Raw genomic sequence first — 18,041 nt, 5'->3', positions numbered from 1 at the left:
TTGTTAATTGTCGTCTGATATTATTTCAACACCATTATCATCTATTCTTACTTTAACATCTACGTCCTTTGCTCTAATGCCTTGGTCGTTGATTTCTATTTCAACACTATCTTTTTTAATTTTAACACCATCTTCATCTATTTTAAGACCAGAGTGTTCATCGTTTACATCAACTCTTACTTTAAACTCATCGTCTTCGCAGTTTAAACACACCACACCATCATGAGTTACTTTTAAATAATGCTCTTCCATACCATTTTCTAGTATGTCTCTGTAATAGCTAGAGTTTCTGTGAAAGGAATAGGTGTTTTGATCTGCATAAAACACAGTACCTTCTGGTAAATACAATGTAGCTTCAATTTGTTGTTCACCATACTTGTTTCTGAACTCTGTAGTAAGGTAAGCATCTAGTAAAAGCTCATTACCAATTACCTTGAAATCATAATTAATGTTTTGTGCTCTTGATTTTGCTTTTTGATAATCGCTAGCATGTGCATTTTTTTCAATACTTAAAGAGGCTACACTATCTTTAGTTGAACGCACAATAAGTCGCACATCAGTATTGTATATAAGTTTGTTGTCGTTATCGTCATACACTGTTTTAAACAAGCTGCTACGTCTTCCAAAATGTTTGCTGTATGACGAGTTTCCTTGCATACGTATTGTTAAAGTATCTGATGGATTAAGCATTAACAATTCAGTGTTTTCGGTCACACTCGCATCAAACGCATGTTCACTAGCTTGCTTTATTCCTATTACAAATAGTCCTATCATTGACATTAACCATAAACCTAGTAACGAAAACTTAGCGATGTTACCAATTGATTTTAGGTTGTTGATTAATATTTTGAGTCCTAAATAGAAAATGAAAAAGAATGGTATTCCTATGGCAAACAATAGTAACATTGATACTAACCAAACTGGTGTGTTTGCAGCATTGGCCGCATTTATAAATTCAATTCCTGGGACGTTAACAGAATCGGCAATTCCAACGGTAAATAATGCAATTATTAATCCTATTAAAGTACTGGCTCCAATGAGTATTAAAATAATACCAATGAACTTTGCAAACACTTTAAGACAAAACATAATGATGTCTCCTATAGTGTCAAAAAATGTTTTTGACGATGATTTTATTCGGTTTCCTTGTTTGGGTAAATCAATGTTTTTTACCGTGTCTGAAACCGTTTGTGATACATTATCAAATCCGTCTTTAATTTTTTTTTCAATGTTACTGATGTTCACAGGTTCACCAGTCATTGTAAGTTTATCAGCGGTTGAAACTGCTTCAGGAACTAAAACCCAAAACAATACATATATAAGCACAAACGTACCACCAGAACCTAGAGTAAGTAAAATCCAAAGTAGTCTTACCCAAATGGCATCAATACCTAAATAGTGTCCAAGACCTGATGAAACACCACCAATGTATGAGTTGTCGGTATCTCTAAATAGTTTTTTGGAAGTTGAGGTTCTTCTGTATTGTGTTTTTGGTTCGTCTTCAAAAATTTCGTCATCAACAAGATAGTCTTCAGGTTGTCCCATTATTGAGATTACTTCATCAACTTCTTTTATTCTGATAACTTGTTTTTCGTTTTGAACACGCTCGTTGAACAATTCAGCAATACGAGCTTCAATATCTGCTATGATTTCTGATCGACCTTGAGAGTCTGTAAATGAACGTTTTATAGCCTCAAGATAGCGTTGTAATTTTAAGTATGCATCTTCATCAATATGGAAGAATATACCTGCTAAATTTATGTTGACTGTTTTATTCATTATTTTTTATTTTTTTGTCTTGTTACTAGGTTAACTGCATTTTGTAATTCGCTCCATGTGGTATTAAGTTCATTTAGAAACAGTTTTCCTGTTTCTGTTAAACCGTAATATTTTCGTGGAGGACCTGAGGTTGATTCTTCCCAACGGTAGTTAAGAAGACCAGCGTTTTTAAGTCTTGTAAGTAGTGGATAAATGGTTCCTTCTACAACAAGCAGTTTTGCGTCTTTTAGTGTGTCTAGAATTTCGGCTACATAAGCATCATCGTCTTTTAAGACTGATAATATGCAGTATTCTAATACACCTTTACGCATTTGTGCTTTTGTGTTTTCTATCTTCATGTTCTAAAGAAATTTTAATTTGAAAAACTGTTCATTTTTTGATTGATTGATTGATGGTTATTTGATGAAATTTATGGTTAATGGATAGTTGTACAACTCACCATCGCGTGCTTTTAAACTTGCAATGACTATAAATATAAGTTCTAAGATAAATCCAAAAACAGCAAGAACACCCAAACCTCCTGTAATGTAAAGTAGAGGAGAAGGTTTTCCTATGTTAATGTGAAAATCATTAAACCCATGAAAGTCTATAAAGTCAATACCATTAAAAAACTTTAAAAAGAAAAACGGGATAGTTAGCGTACCTATAATTAAGGTATATAGTAGTATACTTATTTGAAAGTTTATGGCTTGCTTTCCATGACTATCAACAAACTCCGATTTTTCTTTGTTAGTAATCCATAATATAATAGGTCCAATAAAATTTCCTAACGGAATTATAAACCTACTAAAGGTAGATAAATGAATAAAAGTTGCAATATTTTTTTGGTGGTTGTCTAACATGATTTTAAAACGTATAATATTATCTTATACAAATATATGTCTAAAAAAAGGTATTATGTTACGCATAGTAGTGTATTTTAACATAATATTAACAAATTGAATTATGAATTATTTTGTCTAGATTTGATAAAACTAATTTTTAAAATGAAGCTTACACCTAATAAAATAAACACTTTCAACTTTTTTAAACTGCCTTCAGTGTTCTTTACTGGAGTTCGTGTAAAGTCTATTAATAATGACACTTGTACAGTAGTTGTAAAACACCGTTGGATTAATCAAAACCCTTTTAAATCTATGTTTTGGGCAGTGCAAGGTATGGCTGCCGAATTAACTACAGGTGCTCTGGTACTTGCTAAAATTAGAGAAAGCGGTAAGCCTATTTCTATGTTGGTAGCTAATAACAATGCTACTTTTACTAAAAAGGCAACAGGAAAAATTACATTTAGTTGTACAGATGGTCATAAAATTGATGATGCCATAGCCAAAGCTATTGAAACTGGTGAAGGACAAACCTTGTGGATGCAATCAAAAGGTGTAAACCAAGATGGAGTAGAAGTGTCGGTATTTAATTTTGAATGGAGTATTAAAGTTAAAAGTTAGTTGATAATAATTTGAAAAAAATTTACGAAATACAATTAAGTGGAATTAAAATAGGAACAACTGCTTTTGAATTTGCTGATACTCCAATGGGAGTTGTTTATGGAAAAATTAATTTTGAAAATGTAGACTCACCATATAACTTGTTTAAAAATCATTGTCAACAGCATAAAGTAACAATAAATCAAGACGATAAAGAATATAAATTTATTGATACTCAGGTGATCCCTAAATTGAAAGTTTATCTTGAAAACGGAACAGAACTAGTTGGTTGGGGAGGCGCAATTAGCGGAATGGAAAAAGGAAACGATTTTGAAATTCAGTTTGGCGGAATTAATAGTAAAATAATGAAGACAGAATTTGCTCAACATTACTATGACTATTATGGAAATGAATCAGACTTAATCAAAATTCAGGTAGATGAACAGTTTAAAAAAATTTGCGAAAGTATTTTGGCTAGAAATTTAAATATAAATCAATGGGCTGAAATTGAGAGTTCAGATGAATTTCAAACAGAAAGGTATCATGGTGGGTTTGATACAACTGAAATGGAATTTTGTTTCAGTTATTATATAGAAAAGCAAGAATATTGGTTTCAGTTAAACTTGAATGATATAGAAAGAATAATAAATGCCAAAGTTGAGTTTTTATATCCAAGAAAAGCAGAATAAAATAGATGCAATATTTTAACTGCTTACTTGTAAGTTGTTTGTTTTTAGTTTGTTATGTTTTAGTATCTTTGATTAAGAGTGGAGGATTTTTGTAAATTTCATGTAATGAGGCCTTTATAAAACTATTTGTAACAAAACAGATAATACATCAACTAATTTATAAATCAATTAAAAAACACAATATAATGACAGCACACGAAATAGACTACAGAATCTACGGAGAAGAAATGCAATTCGTAGAAATAGAATTAGATCCACAAGAAGGTGTTATAGCCGAAGCAGGAAGCTTTATGATGATGGACGATGGTATTAAAATGGAAACCATTTTTGGAGACGGTTCACAAAAAGACACTGGTTTTTTAGGTAAAATCCTTGGAGCTGGAAAACGCATACTTACAGGAGAAAGCTTGTTTATGACTGCGTTTTACAACAACCTTTCAGGCAAACGCAATGTGAGTTTTGCATCACCTTATCCTGGTAAAATCATTCCAATAGATTTAACCGAGTTTAGAGGTAAGTTCATCTGTCAAAAAGACGCTTTTCTTTGTGCAGCAAAAGGTGTAAGCGTTGGTATTGAGTTTTCAAGGAAATTAGGTAGAGGACTTTTTGGTGGCGAAGGATTTATAATGCAAAAACTTGAAGGAGATGGTATGGCATTTGTTCATGCTGGTGGTACTATGGCTAGAAAAGAATTAAAAGCAGGAGAATCTCTAAGAGTAGATACTGGTTGCTTAGTAGGTTTTACTCAAGATGTAGATTATGATATTGAGTTTGTAGGAGGTATAAAAAATACAGTATTTGGAGGTGAAGGTTTGTTTTTTGCTAAACTACAAGGACCAGGAACAGTATACATACAATCTTTACCTTTTAGTAGATTGGCAGGTAGAGTATTAGCCTCAGCACCAAGATCTGGTGGCAAAAGTAAAGGAGAAGGTAGTATTCTTGGTGGTTTAGGAGACTTACTTGATGGTGACAATAGGTTCTAAACGTTAACGTATTGAGTTATATTTAATGAGGGATTTTTAGTGTTAAAATTTTGTTTAACTAAAACAACTAATCGATTTTTTTAGTACTTTAGGAATGTAAAAACAAAAACACTTTAAGCCTATACAATACAACTACCTAACCCTAAAACCTAAAATTACAAATGGCAAGAGCAATGTTTGAGTACACCAAAACGGTACTTAATAAAGTTAGTTTTGATGCTTCGTTGTTCTGTAAAGAAGTACAAAAAGCTGTTCAACGATTATTACCTTATGAAATTGAAGAGTTAAGAATTTATATTCAATCACTTGTACTACAGAACCCAGAATTAAATCAATGTTTAATATATTTAAAACCTTAACATAAAGCGACCAAACGGTCGCTTTATTTTTGTAAAAAAGAGCTTGATAGTAGAATATTGGTTTTATCTTTGTAGAAAATTATATAAGACCTGAAAAAGCTATATTTAACCATATTACTTCTTTCGTTTGCATTGCGACCGATGTATTATGTTGGACAAGTATTATACTATGAGTTAAATATTGATTACATTATTGAAACCTATTGTATTAATAAAGACAAACCAGAGCTAGAGTGTAATGGTAAATGTCATTTAGCTACACAAATTCAAAAGGCAAGTAACGATTCAGGTAAAGGTAAATCGCATCAAATGGTGTTTGAAGCGTTTTATCCAGTTTTTGTTCAACAAATAGCTAATGAAGAAATAACGCCTTCACAGCTTATGTTTTTTAAAGCTAAACAACCCATCTACTACGTAAATAATTATTCTCACCTTATAGATTACAGTATCTATAAACCTCCTATTTGTTAAAGTTTAATATCAGTTTTTTATACAAGGCTTAACTGTGCTTGCCATTAACAGCACACGAATATTAAATTAAAACAAATGAAAATTTTAAAATATACATTTGCACTACTTTTATGTGCAACACTATCGTCATGCTCTTCTGACGACGATTCTAACTCTGAAGATTTAACAGGACAAACAGGTACATTAACTCTAAAATTTGATAATGGAGTAGGTGATCAAGACTTTATTTTTGGCACTAGCTACAACAAGTCAAGTGCAGAGTCATATAAGTTAGAAACTCTTAAATATATTATTAGTAATGTAAGGGTAAAAGACGAAAACGGTAACACGTTTACATATCCTTCTGCAGATAATGTGTTTATCGTTGATGAAGCAGAAGGCAATAATGCTGGAGAAATTTATATAGACTTAGATAATGTAGATGCTGCAAACTATACTGAAATTACTTTTGGTTTAGGTATCGATCAAGACCGTTATGCTTTAGGAGCTGAAGGTCAAGGTAATTTTTTAACACAAGCCGAAGCAGCAGGAATGATGTGGTCTTGGGCAACAGGTTATAGGTTTATGAGGTTTGATGGTACGTTTTCATCAGCTACAGTAACTGACGAAGCATTAAATATTCACATGGGAAGTGTTGGTACTTCTTTAGATAATTATAGAGAAATTACACTACAGTTTCCAAATACAGTAAGAGTAAGAGAAACTACTACACCTCAAGTACATATTGTTGCTGATATTGCTAAGGTATTTGATGGCGAAACTTCAGTAGAATTGTCTAACGGTTATAGTCAAGTTCATACTGATGCTACAACTACAACAGTTATTGCAAATAATTTTCAGAATGCTTTTAGTGTACACCACGTACATAATGAGTAAAATATAGTAACTCAAGAAGGCCAAAAAACCTTCTTGAGTATTTATAATACTAATTATGAAGACTAAATTTTCAGTATTAGTGATTTTGGGTACGCTAGTTTTTAGTTGCTCAAAATCCGATAGTACAGAAACATACGTGCCTGTTCCTGTGGTTGTAGAAATGCCATCAAATTTTCCTGATATGGCTTACAACTTGGATAATAATCCATTAACCGAAGCAGGAGTAGAACTGGGTAAACGTTTGTTTTACGAAGGAAAACTATCAGCAAATGATGCTATACCTTGTGCGTTTTGCCATGAGCAAGCTTTTGCGTTTACGCATCATGGACACACACTAAGTCATGGTGTTAATGGAGGTATTGGATTTAGAAATGCACAACCTATTCAAAATTTGGCATTTCAAAACGAATTTATGTGGGATGGAGCAGCTTCTCATTTAGATTTGCAACCTATAATTCCATTAACCAGCGAACTAGAAATGGGTGAAACATTGAGTAATGTGGTTGAAAAACTTAATGCAGAACCTTATTACAGACAACAATTTAGAAAGGCGTTTCAAGATGGTGAAGTAAATAGCGCAAATATGCTTAAAGCTTTGTCTCAGTTTATGATTACCATGATTTCATCAAATTCTAAATATGATAAATACATTAGAAATGAAGATGGAGTAACGCTTTCTCAAATTGAACAAGATGGTCGTGCTACGTTTCAAAATAAATGTGCTTCATGTCATGCTACCGATTTATTTACAGACCAAACCTACAGAAATAATGGCTTGCCAGTAAACCCACAGCTTAATGATTTAGGCCGATTTAATGTGTTAGAAAACCCAGACGATTTATATAAGTTTAAGGTACCAAGTTTAAGAAACGTTGAGGTGTCTTTCCCTTATATGCACGATGGTCGATTTTCAACCTTAGAGGCAGTGCTTAATTTTTACGATTCAGGAATGGTAGACAATGGAAATGTAGATCCTATTTTTCAACGTGATGATGGCACTTTGGGAATAAGCCTAAATACTTATGAAAAAGAAAGCCTAATAGCTTTCTTAAAAACACTCACAGATAATGAATTTTTAAATGATGAAAGATTTTCAGAATACTAAAACAATACTTTTAATACTCGCTATTATTAGCTTTACAAACAGTTATAGTTGCGACTTGTGTGGATGCACAACAAGTAGTGGTAGCGCTTCGTTTGGCGATTTGCAAATGACTAGTTTTGTTGGGTTGCGATACATTTATCAAACGTACGAATCTAAAAACGGAATTTTTGATAATTCGCCTACAAGTGAAGAGCAATTTAATACTTATCAACTTTGGGCTAGAGTTCCGTTAGGAAAATCATTTTATGTAAGCGCGATACTTCCGTATCAAGATTTAAGCAGAAAGTTTCAAGGTAATACCGAGTCGATTAATGGTGTAGGAGACATGACACTTATAGGTTGGTATAATTTAAAAATCTATAAGAGTAACAGCGAAAATAAAGAAGCTATAGATTTTAGTACTAATAAAGAGCTTACAGGACATTCGTTTAATTTTGGATTGGGTGTTAAAGCGCCAACAGGTAAGTTTGAAGAAGAATTGACTGATAGGGTAAATCCTGGTTTTCAGGTAGGAACAGGAAGTTGGGATGCTATTGCGACTGTTATGTATAACTACGGAAATAATAATTTGGGACTTAATACTACTTTTGCATATTACTTAAAATCTGAAAATAAAAATGAATACAGGTTTGGTAATCAATTTAGTGTTAGCTCAAATTTGTTTTATAAACTGAAAACCAAAAAAATGGATATTTCACCTTTTGTAGGTATTTCAGGAGATGTTTATGATTCTATTGAACAATATGGTGAAACTTTAGCTGATACTAATGGACATTTGTACAACTGCTCATTAGGGTCAGAGTTTAATTTAAAAGATTTTCAATTAGGGTTGCAGTATACACTACCAATACATCAAGATTTTTTTGGTGGAAACGTAGAAGCCAAAAATAGGTTTTCGGTCTATTTAAACTACAAACTATGATTAAAAAAAAGAGCGGTTTTAAACCGCTCTTTTTGTTTCCTTAACAGCCAAAGGACTTATAATTTCAACATTTTGAAATGCAATAGCACCTCTTATAATTCCTGAAATTACATTGTGCAGTGCATCAATAATTTGAAGTTTAAGCTCACTTTTATGATAAATGATGCTCACTTCTCTTGCTGGACTTGGCTCTACAAAATGATGTAAGTTTTGTTTTAGGTTATCATTAAGCTCCATAGTATGTAAATAAGGTAAAAGTGTCATTCCTAAACCTTCGTTTGATAGTTTTATCAAGGTTTCAATACTACCACTTTCTAACTGAAAATGTTCATCGGTATTGTTTTTAAATACTTTACAAAGGTTAATAACACCATCTCTAAAGCAATGACCATCTTCTAGCAGTAGCATATCGTCAATTTCAAGATCAGAAACTTCAATGTTTTTCTTTTCATGTAACCTATGACTACTAGGTATGTAACCAACAAAAGGCTCGTAATAGAGTACACGTTCTTTTATGGTTTCGTCCTCAAGAGGTGTTGCAGCAATAGCAGCATCTAGGTGACCTTCGTTTATACGCTCTATAATTTCTTCAGTCGTTAACTCTTCAATTTTAAGTTTTACTTTAGGGAATTTTTTAATGAATGTTTTTAAAAACATTGGTAATAATGTAGGCATTATGGTTGGAATCATTCCAAGTTTAAATTCGCCTCCAATAAACCCTTTTTGTTGGTCAACAATATCTTGTATTCTATCAGATTCGTTAACAATATTTCTGGCTTGATGCACAATTTTTCTTCCTACATCAGTAAGTTCAATAGGTTTTTTACTTCTGTCAAATATTAAAACATCAAGTTCTTCTTCAAGTTTTTGTATTTGAGTACTAAGCGTTGGTTGGGTTACAAAGCACTTTTCAGCAGCCTTAGTAAAGTTTTTATGTTCAGCAATTGCTAAGACGTAATGTAATTGTGTTATGGTCATTTAATTAATTTTAGCTATAAAAATATAAAAACTATCAATTAATTCTATAGTTGATTGTGTTAATTATAATTTAAATTTGTAATGAATTAAAAAACAGTAAATTATGACTTTAAATAGTATAGGTTTAGAAACCAAGAAAACACAAGAAATTGCTAATGATTTAAACATTTTGCTAGCAAATTTTCAAATATATTATCAAAATTTAAGAGGAATTCACTGGAATATTAAAGGGAAACGCTTTTTTGATTTACACGTTAAGTTTGAAGAATTATACACTGACGCCAACTTAAAGGTTGATGAAATTGCAGAGCGTATTCTTACTTTAGGGACAACACCTTTACATACGTTTGAAGATTATACTAAGAACGCTAAGGTGCCAGTTGGGAAAAATATTTCTCAAGATGAAAAAGCAGTACGATTAATTGTGGATTCATTAACCGAATTATTAAAGATTGAAAGAAACATATTAGATGCTTCTGATGAAGCTAATGATGAAGGTACAAACTCGATGATGAGTGATTTTATTACTGAACAGGAAAAAACTGTTTGGATGATGAAAGCTTGGTTAGACGAATCAATCTAACCGTTTGTTAATTGATTAATAGCAAAAAGCCACTCGATAGAGTGGCTTTTTTGGTTTAAAACTTAATATATCAGCGCTATTAATCACAGTTTAATAAGATTTCAGCTGCTGGATTTACTGAGCTTGTTACGGTTAAACTATTTACTTGATTGCAATCCACAAAGTGCCAATCATCGCTAAAGTTACCAATGTCTGAAATAATACTTACAATAGGATAACCATCATTGCTCATTTCTATAGACCATTCTCCTGTGGTTGAAAGGCCAGAACCAGTTATTTCTACTGTATTATCAGAATTAAACTCGTAAGTTGTTGTTCCGTTTAAAGTCCATGGGCATTCTAACAGAATTATAACAACATTTTCTGTTGTGCAATCAGTGTTTCCTGAACAATCTACAAAGTCCGCTTCGGTATATCCTTCACATTCAGCTAAACAAGCATTTAAAAAACTGTATATTTCTATTTGTCCATCAACTTCCACTTCAACACAAACAGTAATGTTTTCTTCATCATCACAGTCGCATTCATCATCAATTTCGCAATTCACAAAATCTTCTGCACTAAACCCTTCGCAAATAGCGTAGCATTCATTGTCAAATTCTATTATTTCTAAATTTCCAGTTGGTGTTTCAATTTGAACACAAACAGGGTTATAGTCTTGGTAACACTCACAATCATCTGTAAAATCATCATAACAGTCTTCTAGTAAATCATTAAAACTCTCTTGGTTTTCAATAGTTTCTACATCACCTTCTTCAGTAGTTACATTAAAAGGATATACAAACCCGAAGTAGAAAGAGTTGTAAACAGCAGTGTTTAATTCTTCTTGTGAATTTACAGTAATAGTTAGGTTTTGATCTGTAATAACTGAAATTGGGAAATTGAACGTAAAGCACTCATAAGTAGTATTTCCATTGTAATCTCCTTCACAACTATCAATAAAATCATCTGCATCAAAACCATCACAAATTGCATAGCAAGAATTAGGGTAAGTTACTGTAAAAACAACGCCTGCAACATCAGTAACTTCAACACAAACAGGGTTGTAGTTTTGGTAACAATCGCACTCATCTTGGTCATCCCAATCTAAGCTCTCTATCAAATCATAAAACTCTGCTTCAGAATTAATAGTAATTACAACTATTGAGTTTGAATTTTCGTCATAGACTTCAACATTAAAAGGAAATTGAATACCATCAATGTATAAATTGGTTGACGAATTGATTAAGATCTCAATTAAATCGTCTAAACTGTTAACATAGACAGAACTATTATTATTAAAAGACAAGTGTAAAGGATATACAAAATCAAAACCGAAATCGAATACTATGTTACCTGAAGGATTTCCTGAAGCAGTTACATTTCCATCACTATTAAATTGTTGAGACAACCTGTTTAATGATAGTGTTATAGCTTCGGTTTTTTGAATATTTAATTCTTCTGAAATTGGCTCGTTTTTAGAACAAGATGTAAATAATCCTGTAACAAGAGCAAAACTGACAAATAATAATTTAAAATGTTTCATCATAGAAATTTTTGGTTCATATTTTTTTTTAGCGATTAATCATACCTAAGACAACGCACAAAAAAAATACCCTACTTTTTTACTCAAATTTTTTTTATTTAGTTTTGAACACATCGATTTAATTATTCGTGAATGTCAAAAAACCAACACCCAATTTGTAAGTCAGATACCTTTAAGGATCTGTACCAAAAATATGCAAAAGATTTGAGACACTTTGTGTTTTTCAAAACTCAGGATATGGACAAAACTGAAGATATAGTTCAGGAAACGTTTGTAAAACTTTGGGAAAATTGTAGTAAAGTCAATATTGAAAAAGTGAAAAGCTATATTTATTCAGTAGCTTCAAATACGTTTTTAAATATGGTAAAACACGATAAGGTGGTACAAAAACATCAAAATAGTGTGTCGAGTCATCAATCTAACGAATCACCTGAATTTATTTTACTAGAAAAAGAGTTTATGGAAAAATTAGAACGTACTATACAAGCATTACCAGAGAAACAAAAGGAAGTGTTTTTACTTAATAGAATAGAAAAAAAGACCTATAAAGAAATTGCTGAACAAATTGGTGTTTCTGTTAAAGCTGTTGAAAAGCGTATGCACGCAGCCTTATTAGTAATGCGAGAAAATATAGGTAATATTTAATTTTTTTAAAAAAAGTAGGGTAAAACAAAAGTGAGTTGTCATATATACAGTTGAAATAATGAAAGAACAAGATTTACATAACACAAACGATACGTATTTAGCACAATGGTTGGCTGGAGACATCTCAGATGAACAGTTAAAAGAAATGGTGTCTGAAGCTGATTTTAAAGCCTTTTTAAAGCTGCGTAAGGGTATTAATACTTATGCTGATTTGAATGCTGAAACCGATTCAACTTTTGCTAAAATACAAGAGCAAATATCTCATAAAAAGCCTGTTAAGGTAAGGCAGTTGGGAACTCAACGTTGGTGGTTGGGTATTGCGGCTTCTGTTGTGGTGTTATTAGGAATTTTCTTTTTGCTAGATAATGATACAATTTTAGTTGAAACAAATTTTGGCGAACAAAAAACTATTGCACTTTTAGATGGTTCTGAAGTTATTTTAAATTCCAAATCTACCATAAGCTATAACGAAACGAATTGGTCTAAAAACAGAACACTTCAACTCAATGGAGAAGCGTACTTTAAAGTTCAAAAGGGAAGCACTTTTACCGTTGAAACCGCAAATGGAACAGTACAAGTTTTAGGTACACAATTTAATGTAAATACAAATTTAGATTTGTTTGAAGTGGTATGTTACGAAGGTAAAGTACGTGTAGAGAGTAAAGAGAAGTCTGTAGTGTTATTGCCTTCTAATAGTCTAAGACGCATTAACGGAAATGATTTGGAGCAATGGAATGTTGCCGACCTTAATCCAAGTTGGATTCATGGTGAAAGTAGCTTTAAAAATGTACCGTTAAAGTATGTTATTTCAGCCTTAGAATCTCAATATGATGTTACTATTAATTCCTCAAAAATAAATGACAACATTGAATTTACAGGAAGTTTTCCGCACAATGATATTAATATAGCATTGCAAACTGTTTTTAAATCGCTAGGTATACCTTATAATGAAAAAGAAAAAGAAACTATCTATTTAGGAGTGAAGTGAAAAATATAATTGTTTACTTTATGATGCTATTGTCTTATTTGGCCTTTTCGCAAGAAGAGGCTAAATTTTACATTGGTTTTAATGAAGAACCACTAGCATCTGCCTTTGAAACTATAGAGCATACTTACAATATTAGATTGTCTTATGATGCACAATTGACTTCAGGAAAAAGTATTACAATTACGCCACAGTATTTAGCACTAACTGATTTACTTTCTATTGTTGAAAATCAACTATCCCTTTCTTTTGAATTTATAAATGAACGCTACATTATAGTTCATAGCATTGAAAGTTCTTTGCAACTTCAAAAACTTGAACGAATTATAATTACTAGTTATCTCACGCAAGGAATTTCAAAACAAGAGAATGCTTCTTTTAAAATTAAACCCAACCGTTTGGGTGTTCTCCCAGGTTTAACTGAGCCAGATGTATTAGAAAGTATTCAATTATTACCTGGTGTAATTAGTCCTAATGAAACAGCTTCAGGACTTATTGTAAGAGGAGGAAAACTAGATCAAAATAGAGTGATTTGGGATGGTATCAATATGTATCACAAAGGACATTTGTTTGGAATGTTATCACCTTTTAATTCGTACGCTACAGATGAAATCGAATTTATCAATAAAGGGTCACATCCACGTTATGGTGAACGCGCTTCGAGTGTCATTAATATGTCAACAACCCAATCTGTAGCAAATATAACTAAAGCACAAATAGGATTAAATGGTATTCATGCCGATGCGTTTTTAGAAATGCCTCTTATTGAGAATAAGTTAGCTGTTCAAGCCTCAATAAGATCGAGTTACACAAATTTATACCAATCCTACACTTTTGATCAATTGGCAAAAAAAGTTTTTGAAAGCACAAAAATTAGCGATGTTGAAAACTCTAACAACGACTTTAGCTTTTTGGATTACAATGTAAAATTGAATTTTAAACCCAATACAAAACATAGCATTTTTGCTAGTATGATTTCAATAAATAATGAGTTGGATTATACGGTTTCTGGTACTGATAATAAAATGTTCAACGATGTAATGCAAATTTCAAATTCAGGTTATGGTTTAGGATGGGAAGCTCAATGGCAACCTAAGTTGAAACAAGTTACTAATCTCTTTTTTTCAGAATATGAGCTTAATTATAATTATATCACTTTTGAAGATGAAGAAGAACAATCCAATTTTGAAAAACGCAATGTTATTTACGATTCTGGGATTTCAACAGAAATACAATATCAACTAAATTCTCAGCAAGACCTAACTTTAGGTTATCAATATGTGCTTAAGGATGTTGGATATATTTTTAAGAACACAGCTAATCTTGAGTTTATTCTGGATCAAGACGATTCAAAAATTCAAACTCATAGTGTTTACACAAACTACGATTATAAAAACCCTAAGCTTTTTAATGTGTCCATAGGAGCAAGAGCTACGTATTATGAGGAGTTGGATGCTTTTAGATTAGAACCAAGACTCTTGCTTTACAAAACACTCCTAAAAAACTTAACGCTTCAACTGTCAGGTGAAGTTAAACATCAAATTTTAAGTGAAATAGATGAAACGGTTATAAGTGACTTGTCTTTGGAAAACCGACTTTGGCGTTTGGCTAATGGAAAGGAATTTCCAATTATAAGTAGTAAACAAGCATCTTTGGGATTTATATATGAAAATAAAGGTTGGATGCTTGATGTTGATGGCTACTATAAAACTATGGATAATATTACAGCTTTATCTTTTGGTTTTCTTAATCCTGAAGACAGTCAATACAATATTGGCGAGCGTGATGTGGTAGGAGTAGATGTTTTTTTGAAAAAGCGTTATAACAAGTTTAACTCATGGGTTGGTTATGGGTTTAATCACTCTAGAAGCAAGTATGAAAACCTTAATGATGAAAGAGCTTTTACATCAAGGTCAAACGTTTTACATGCTGTAACAGCTGCTGTAAGCTATAAATTATCTGATTTTCAAATGGCATTAGGTTGGCGTTGGCAAACAGGAAAACCGTTTACTGCATCAACTGTAACCGAAGATGGATATGAGTTTAATGAAGGAATTAATACTGAACGTTTACCAAATTACCATCGTTTAGATTTTTCATCAACTTATGATTTTAGTTTTTCTAATCGAAATAAGCTTAAAGGAAAAGTAGGTTTGTCTATTCGTAATATTTACAACCAAAATAATCTCATTAATAGAGAATATATAGGTAATAACGATTTTGAAAATGAAATCGAACGAATAGATAAGTTTTCATTAGGATTAACACCTAATTTAATGTTTCGTTTGTATTGGTAAATGAGTAATCTTTCTACAATAATCCTCTCGCTTTAATCTCAAGGTATTTGTTAATAGTGTTTATGGTTAAATCCTCAGGAGCTGTAAGTATACTTTGTATGCCATACTTTTGAAGCTCACTTACAATCAGTCGTTTTTCGTAAGCAAATTTTTCAGCTATTACTTTGTCATACGCTTGCTGTACTGTTTCTGCTTTGTCTTCTATAAGCGTGTTTAATTCAGTATTCTTAAAGAAAATAACTACCAAAAGATGGTTTTTTGCAATACCTTTTAAGTAAGGAAGTTGTCTGTGTAATCCATCTAAAGTTTCAAAATTGGTATACAACAACATCAAACTTCTTTGGTTAATGTTTCGTTTTACATCAGCGTAAAGCCTTCCGTAATCACTTTCAAAATAATCGGTTCTTACATTGTAAAGAGTTTCTAAAACAAGATTCATTTGCGACGTTCTACGTTCGGCAACAACAATGTTTTCAACCTTTTTAGAGAAAGCCAAAATACCTGCTTTATCTTGCTTTTTTAGAGCTACATTAGAAATTACCAAAGAAGCGTTGATAGCATAATCCAGTAAGGTTAAACCATCAAAAGGCATTTTCATAACACGTCCTTTGTCAATTACCGAATATACTGGTTGCGATTTTTCATCTTGAAACTGATTAACCATTAACTGATTGGTCTTAGCTGTAGCTTTCCAGTTTATAGTACGTAAATCGTCTCCTAAAACATATTCCTTAATCTGCTCAAACTCCATGGTATGACCAATTTTTCTAATCTTTTTTATACCATATTGATGCAGGTTGTTGCTAATTGCTAACAAATCGTATTTGCGCAACTGCATAAAGCTAGGGTAGGTTGGTACCATTTTGTTTTCGGCACTTACAAAGCGTCTTACAACTAAACCAAAAACAGATGAAGCATATATGTTTAGTTTTCCAAAATGATATTCGCCACGTTCAACAGGACGCAATTCATACTGTAGTTTTGAAACGCTAGATGCTTTTAATCGTCGTTCAATATTAAAGTTTCTAACCTGGAATTGCACAGGAATTTCATCAATAACTCTAACATTTACAGGAAAGGTGTAGAAATTTTCCAACGTAAGTTCAATAGCGTTTTGGTCTCCATTTGAGAACTTTTCAGGAAGTAAACGGTTGCCAACAACACCTCGTTTTGCCATAAATAACAGTAAGGCGTCCAAAATGGTTAAAGCCACTAATAACAATACCAAAAGCTTAACAATATTGAACAGTCTTGGGAAAATAAAACTGACAATAAATAGCAGTATTATACCTAAGCAGGCATAAAAAAATCGGTTTTGTATGTAAAACGGTTTTAGGCGTTTAAGCATTATCTTGGTATTTCTACAGCTTCAATAATTTGATTAATAATTTGTTTTGTGGTAATGCCTTCCATTTCGCGTTCAGGAGTTACAATTACTCTGTGTTGTAATACAGGAGTTGCCGCTTTTTTAATGTCCTCAGGAGTTACAAAATCTCGTCCAGCAATAGCAGCAAATGCTTTACTTGCTTTTAGTATTGCTATAGATGCTCTTGGTGAAGCTCCTAAATATAAAAACGGATTGTTACGTGTGTTTACAATAATATTGGCAATGTATTTTACCAAATGCTCTTCAATAATGATTTGGTTAACAATATCCTGAAACTTTTTAATTTGTGCTTTGTTAAGATGAGACGTTACCTTATCGGTTTTTAAATCGCCTTTAAGCGCTTGTTCTCTGTTAAGGATTTCAACCTCTTCATCAAGGTTAGGATAATCTACATCAATTTTAAATAAAAAACGGTCTAATTGCGCTTCTGGTAAGCGGTAAGTCCCTTCTTGTTCTACTGGGTTTTGAGTTGCTAAAACAATAAAAGGTAAATCCATTTTATATTTATTACCATCTATAGTAATTTGGCGTTCTTCCATGACCTCAAAAAGCGCAGCTTGTGTTTTTGCTGGTGCACGATTGATTTCGTCAATTAAAATCATATTCGAAAAGATAGGACCTTCTTTAAACTGAAATTCTGATGATTTCATATCAAAAACCGAAGTTCCTAAAATATCACTAGGCATAAGGTCTGGTGTAAATTGAATACGACTAAACCCAATATCCAATGACTTTGCTAATAGTTTAGCAGAAATGGTTTTTGCAACACCAGGAACGCCTTCAATAAGCGAATGTCCATTTGCTAATAACGACGCCAAAAGCATGTCTATCATTCCTTTTTGACCTACAATAACTTTACTTATTTCTTGCTTTATTGATGCAACACCTTCTTGTAACTCGCTAAGGTCTATTCGGTTTTTAAAACTAATGCTTTCGTCTTCTGTATTGGCAGTTTCAACAGATTGTTGAGTGGTTTGCTCTTCTTGTTGAGGTTGTAATTGCTCGTCTTGATTTTCGTTTTCGTGCTCCATAA

The 18,041-nt window shown here is 32.2% G+C and carries 19 protein-coding genes; 12 read left to right on the top strand and 7 right to left on the bottom strand.

Annotated elements, in window-relative coordinates; translation table 11 throughout:
- Positions 1-3 precede the first annotated feature (3 nt).
- The 3 genes from DMZ43_RS09160 to DMZ43_RS09150 are packed head-to-tail and all read right to left on the bottom strand — an operon-like array spanning position 4 to position 2,621.
- On the bottom strand, positions 4-1,779 hold the full coding sequence (locus DMZ43_RS09160) for a PspC domain-containing protein (RefSeq protein ID WP_131507644.1): 1,776 nt from the start codon (positions 1,777-1,779) through the stop codon (positions 4-6).
- On the bottom strand, positions 1,779-2,117 hold the full coding sequence (locus tag DMZ43_RS09155) for a PadR family transcriptional regulator (RefSeq protein WP_129760523.1): 339 nt from the start codon (positions 2,115-2,117) through the stop codon (positions 1,779-1,781). The genes DMZ43_RS09160 and DMZ43_RS09155 overlap by 1 nt, the downstream gene beginning before the upstream one ends.
- A gap of 57 nt (positions 2,118-2,174) precedes the next feature.
- On the bottom strand, positions 2,175-2,621 hold the full coding sequence (locus tag DMZ43_RS09150; RefSeq protein WP_129760525.1) for a DUF4870 domain-containing protein: 447 nt from the start codon (positions 2,619-2,621) through the stop codon (positions 2,175-2,177).
- A 144-nt stretch (positions 2,622-2,765) separates the two neighbouring features.
- Between DMZ43_RS09150 and DMZ43_RS09145 the strand changes: the two genes are divergently transcribed.
- The 8 genes from DMZ43_RS09145 (at position 2,766) to DMZ43_RS09110 (ending at position 8,608) form a co-directional block, all read left to right on the top strand.
- Positions 2,766-3,221, top strand: coding sequence for a DUF4442 domain-containing protein (locus DMZ43_RS09145; protein WP_131507642.1), 456 nt, complete (start codon positions 2,766-2,768; stop codon positions 3,219-3,221).
- 11 nt (positions 3,222-3,232) lie between these two features.
- On the top strand, positions 3,233-3,889 hold the full coding sequence (locus tag DMZ43_RS14960; RefSeq protein ID WP_187347855.1) for a hypothetical protein: 657 nt from the start codon (positions 3,233-3,235) through the stop codon (positions 3,887-3,889).
- A 185-nt stretch (positions 3,890-4,074) separates the two neighbouring features.
- Entirely contained in the window at positions 4,075-4,875 is an 801-nt protein-coding gene (locus DMZ43_RS09135) for a TIGR00266 family protein (protein ID WP_129760529.1), read from the top strand.
- A 161-nt stretch (positions 4,876-5,036) separates the two neighbouring features.
- Positions 5,037-5,234, top strand: a complete 198-nt coding sequence (locus DMZ43_RS09130) for a hypothetical protein (protein ID WP_129760530.1) — start codon at positions 5,037-5,039, stop codon at positions 5,232-5,234.
- 141 nt (positions 5,235-5,375) lie between these two features.
- Positions 5,376-5,705, top strand: coding sequence for a hypothetical protein (locus tag DMZ43_RS09125; RefSeq protein ID WP_131507640.1), 330 nt, complete (start codon positions 5,376-5,378; stop codon positions 5,703-5,705).
- Positions 5,706-5,780: 75 nt separating this feature from the next.
- Positions 5,781-6,581, top strand: a complete 801-nt coding sequence (locus DMZ43_RS09120; protein WP_131507638.1) for an MbnP family protein — start codon at positions 5,781-5,783, stop codon at positions 6,579-6,581.
- Positions 6,582-6,636: 55 nt separating this feature from the next.
- Positions 6,637-7,686 carry a cytochrome-c peroxidase gene (locus DMZ43_RS09115; protein WP_131507636.1) on the top strand — a complete coding sequence of 350 codons (1,050 nt, stop codon included), beginning with the start codon at positions 6,637-6,639 and terminating at the stop codon, positions 7,684-7,686.
- Complete coding sequence (locus DMZ43_RS09110; RefSeq protein WP_131507634.1) at positions 7,661-8,608, top strand: transporter; 948 nt, start codon at positions 7,661-7,663, stop codon at positions 8,606-8,608. Before DMZ43_RS09115 ends, DMZ43_RS09110 begins: the two co-directional genes overlap by 26 nt.
- 18 nt (positions 8,609-8,626) lie before the next feature.
- Here DMZ43_RS09110 and DMZ43_RS09105 read toward each other — a convergent pair whose 3' ends face one another.
- Positions 8,627-9,586 (bottom strand): LysR substrate-binding domain-containing protein, encoded by a 960-nt coding sequence (locus DMZ43_RS09105; RefSeq protein WP_131507632.1) that lies wholly within the window; start codon positions 9,584-9,586, stop codon positions 8,627-8,629.
- Between the two features lie 103 nt (positions 9,587-9,689).
- On the opposite strand from DMZ43_RS09105, the gene DMZ43_RS09100 reads away from it, so the two are divergent.
- Complete coding sequence (locus DMZ43_RS09100) at positions 9,690-10,169, top strand: Dps family protein (RefSeq protein ID WP_131507630.1); 480 nt, start codon at positions 9,690-9,692, stop codon at positions 10,167-10,169.
- Positions 10,170-10,248: 79 nt separating this feature from the next.
- Here DMZ43_RS09100 and DMZ43_RS09095 read toward each other — a convergent pair whose 3' ends face one another.
- Positions 10,249-11,694: a hypothetical protein gene (locus DMZ43_RS09095; RefSeq protein ID WP_131507628.1), complete on the bottom strand. Its 1,446-nt coding sequence runs from the start codon at positions 11,692-11,694 to the stop codon at positions 10,249-10,251.
- 132 nt (positions 11,695-11,826) lie between these two features.
- Between DMZ43_RS09095 and DMZ43_RS09090 the strand changes: the two genes are divergently transcribed.
- From DMZ43_RS09090 to DMZ43_RS09080, 3 genes are read left to right on the top strand one after another with little or no spacing between them, the layout of a single operon-like run.
- Positions 11,827-12,339 (top strand): RNA polymerase sigma factor, encoded by a 513-nt coding sequence (locus DMZ43_RS09090; RefSeq protein ID WP_131507626.1) that lies wholly within the window; start codon positions 11,827-11,829, stop codon positions 12,337-12,339.
- A 58-nt stretch (positions 12,340-12,397) separates the two neighbouring features.
- Positions 12,398-13,327, top strand: a complete 930-nt coding sequence (locus tag DMZ43_RS09085) for a FecR family protein (protein WP_131507624.1) — start codon at positions 12,398-12,400, stop codon at positions 13,325-13,327.
- Positions 13,324-15,621, top strand: a complete 2,298-nt coding sequence (locus DMZ43_RS09080; protein WP_131507623.1) for a TonB-dependent siderophore receptor — start codon at positions 13,324-13,326, stop codon at positions 15,619-15,621. The genes DMZ43_RS09085 and DMZ43_RS09080 overlap by 4 nt, the downstream gene beginning before the upstream one ends.
- 13 nt (positions 15,622-15,634) lie before the next feature.
- On the opposite strand, the gene DMZ43_RS09075 is transcribed toward DMZ43_RS09080, so the two are convergent.
- Together DMZ43_RS09075 and DMZ43_RS09070 are read right to left on the bottom strand one after the other, a co-directional pair.
- Positions 15,635-16,969, bottom strand: coding sequence for a DUF58 domain-containing protein (locus DMZ43_RS09075; RefSeq protein ID WP_131507621.1), 1,335 nt, complete (start codon positions 16,967-16,969; stop codon positions 15,635-15,637).
- A complete protein-coding gene (locus DMZ43_RS09070; RefSeq protein WP_131507619.1) occupies positions 16,969-18,039 on the bottom strand; it encodes a MoxR family ATPase in 1,071 nt (356 codons plus the stop codon). Before DMZ43_RS09070 ends, DMZ43_RS09075 begins: the two co-directional genes overlap by 1 nt.
- Between the last annotated feature and the right edge of the window lie 2 nt (positions 18,040-18,041).

Source organism: Meridianimaribacter sp. CL38 (genome assembly GCF_004328055.1).
Lineage (GTDB): Bacteria > Bacteroidota > Bacteroidia > Flavobacteriales > Flavobacteriaceae > Gaetbulibacter_B > Gaetbulibacter_B jejuensis.
Note: the sequence above shows the minus strand (reverse complement) of the source record. Positions and strands in the feature narration are given on the sequence as shown.

Excerpts from the sequence above, each read along its gene's own strand:
- DMZ43_RS09070 (WP_131507619.1), bottom strand. The coding sequence starts at position 18,039 with ATGGAGCACGAAAACGAAAATCAAGACGAGCAATTACAACCTCAACAA.
- DMZ43_RS09125 (WP_131507640.1), top strand. The coding sequence starts at position 5,376 with ATGTATTATGTTGGACAAGTATTATACTATGAGTTAAATATTGATTAC.
- DMZ43_RS09105 (WP_131507632.1), bottom strand. The coding sequence starts at position 9,586 with ATGACCATAACACAATTACATTACGTCTTAGCAATTGCTGAACATAAA.
- DMZ43_RS09160 (WP_131507644.1), bottom strand. The coding sequence starts at position 1,779 with ATGAATAAAACAGTCAACATAAATTTAGCAGGTATATTCTTCCATATT.
- DMZ43_RS09090 (WP_131507626.1), top strand. The coding sequence starts at position 11,827 with ATGTCAAAAAACCAACACCCAATTTGTAAGTCAGATACCTTTAAGGAT.
- DMZ43_RS09095 (WP_131507628.1), bottom strand. The coding sequence starts at position 11,694 with ATGAAACATTTTAAATTATTATTTGTCAGTTTTGCTCTTGTTACAGGA.
- DMZ43_RS09155 (WP_129760523.1), bottom strand. The coding sequence starts at position 2,117 with ATGAAGATAGAAAACACAAAAGCACAAATGCGTAAAGGTGTATTAGAA.
- DMZ43_RS09075 (WP_131507621.1), bottom strand. The coding sequence starts at position 16,969 with ATGCTTAAACGCCTAAAACCGTTTTACATACAAAACCGATTTTTTTAT.
- DMZ43_RS09100 (WP_131507630.1), top strand. The coding sequence starts at position 9,690 with ATGACTTTAAATAGTATAGGTTTAGAAACCAAGAAAACACAAGAAATT.
- DMZ43_RS09135 (WP_129760529.1), top strand. The coding sequence starts at position 4,075 with ATGACAGCACACGAAATAGACTACAGAATCTACGGAGAAGAAATGCAA.
- DMZ43_RS09115 (WP_131507636.1), top strand. The coding sequence starts at position 6,637 with ATGAAGACTAAATTTTCAGTATTAGTGATTTTGGGTACGCTAGTTTTT.
- DMZ43_RS09110 (WP_131507634.1), top strand. The coding sequence starts at position 7,661 with ATGATGAAAGATTTTCAGAATACTAAAACAATACTTTTAATACTCGCT.
- DMZ43_RS09120 (WP_131507638.1), top strand. The coding sequence starts at position 5,781 with ATGAAAATTTTAAAATATACATTTGCACTACTTTTATGTGCAACACTA.
- DMZ43_RS09130 (WP_129760530.1), top strand. The coding sequence starts at position 5,037 with ATGGCAAGAGCAATGTTTGAGTACACCAAAACGGTACTTAATAAAGTT.
- DMZ43_RS09085 (WP_131507624.1), top strand. The coding sequence starts at position 12,398 with ATGAAAGAACAAGATTTACATAACACAAACGATACGTATTTAGCACAA.
- DMZ43_RS09150 (WP_129760525.1), bottom strand. The coding sequence starts at position 2,621 with ATGTTAGACAACCACCAAAAAAATATTGCAACTTTTATTCATTTATCT.
- DMZ43_RS09145 (WP_131507642.1), top strand. The coding sequence starts at position 2,766 with ATGAAGCTTACACCTAATAAAATAAACACTTTCAACTTTTTTAAACTG.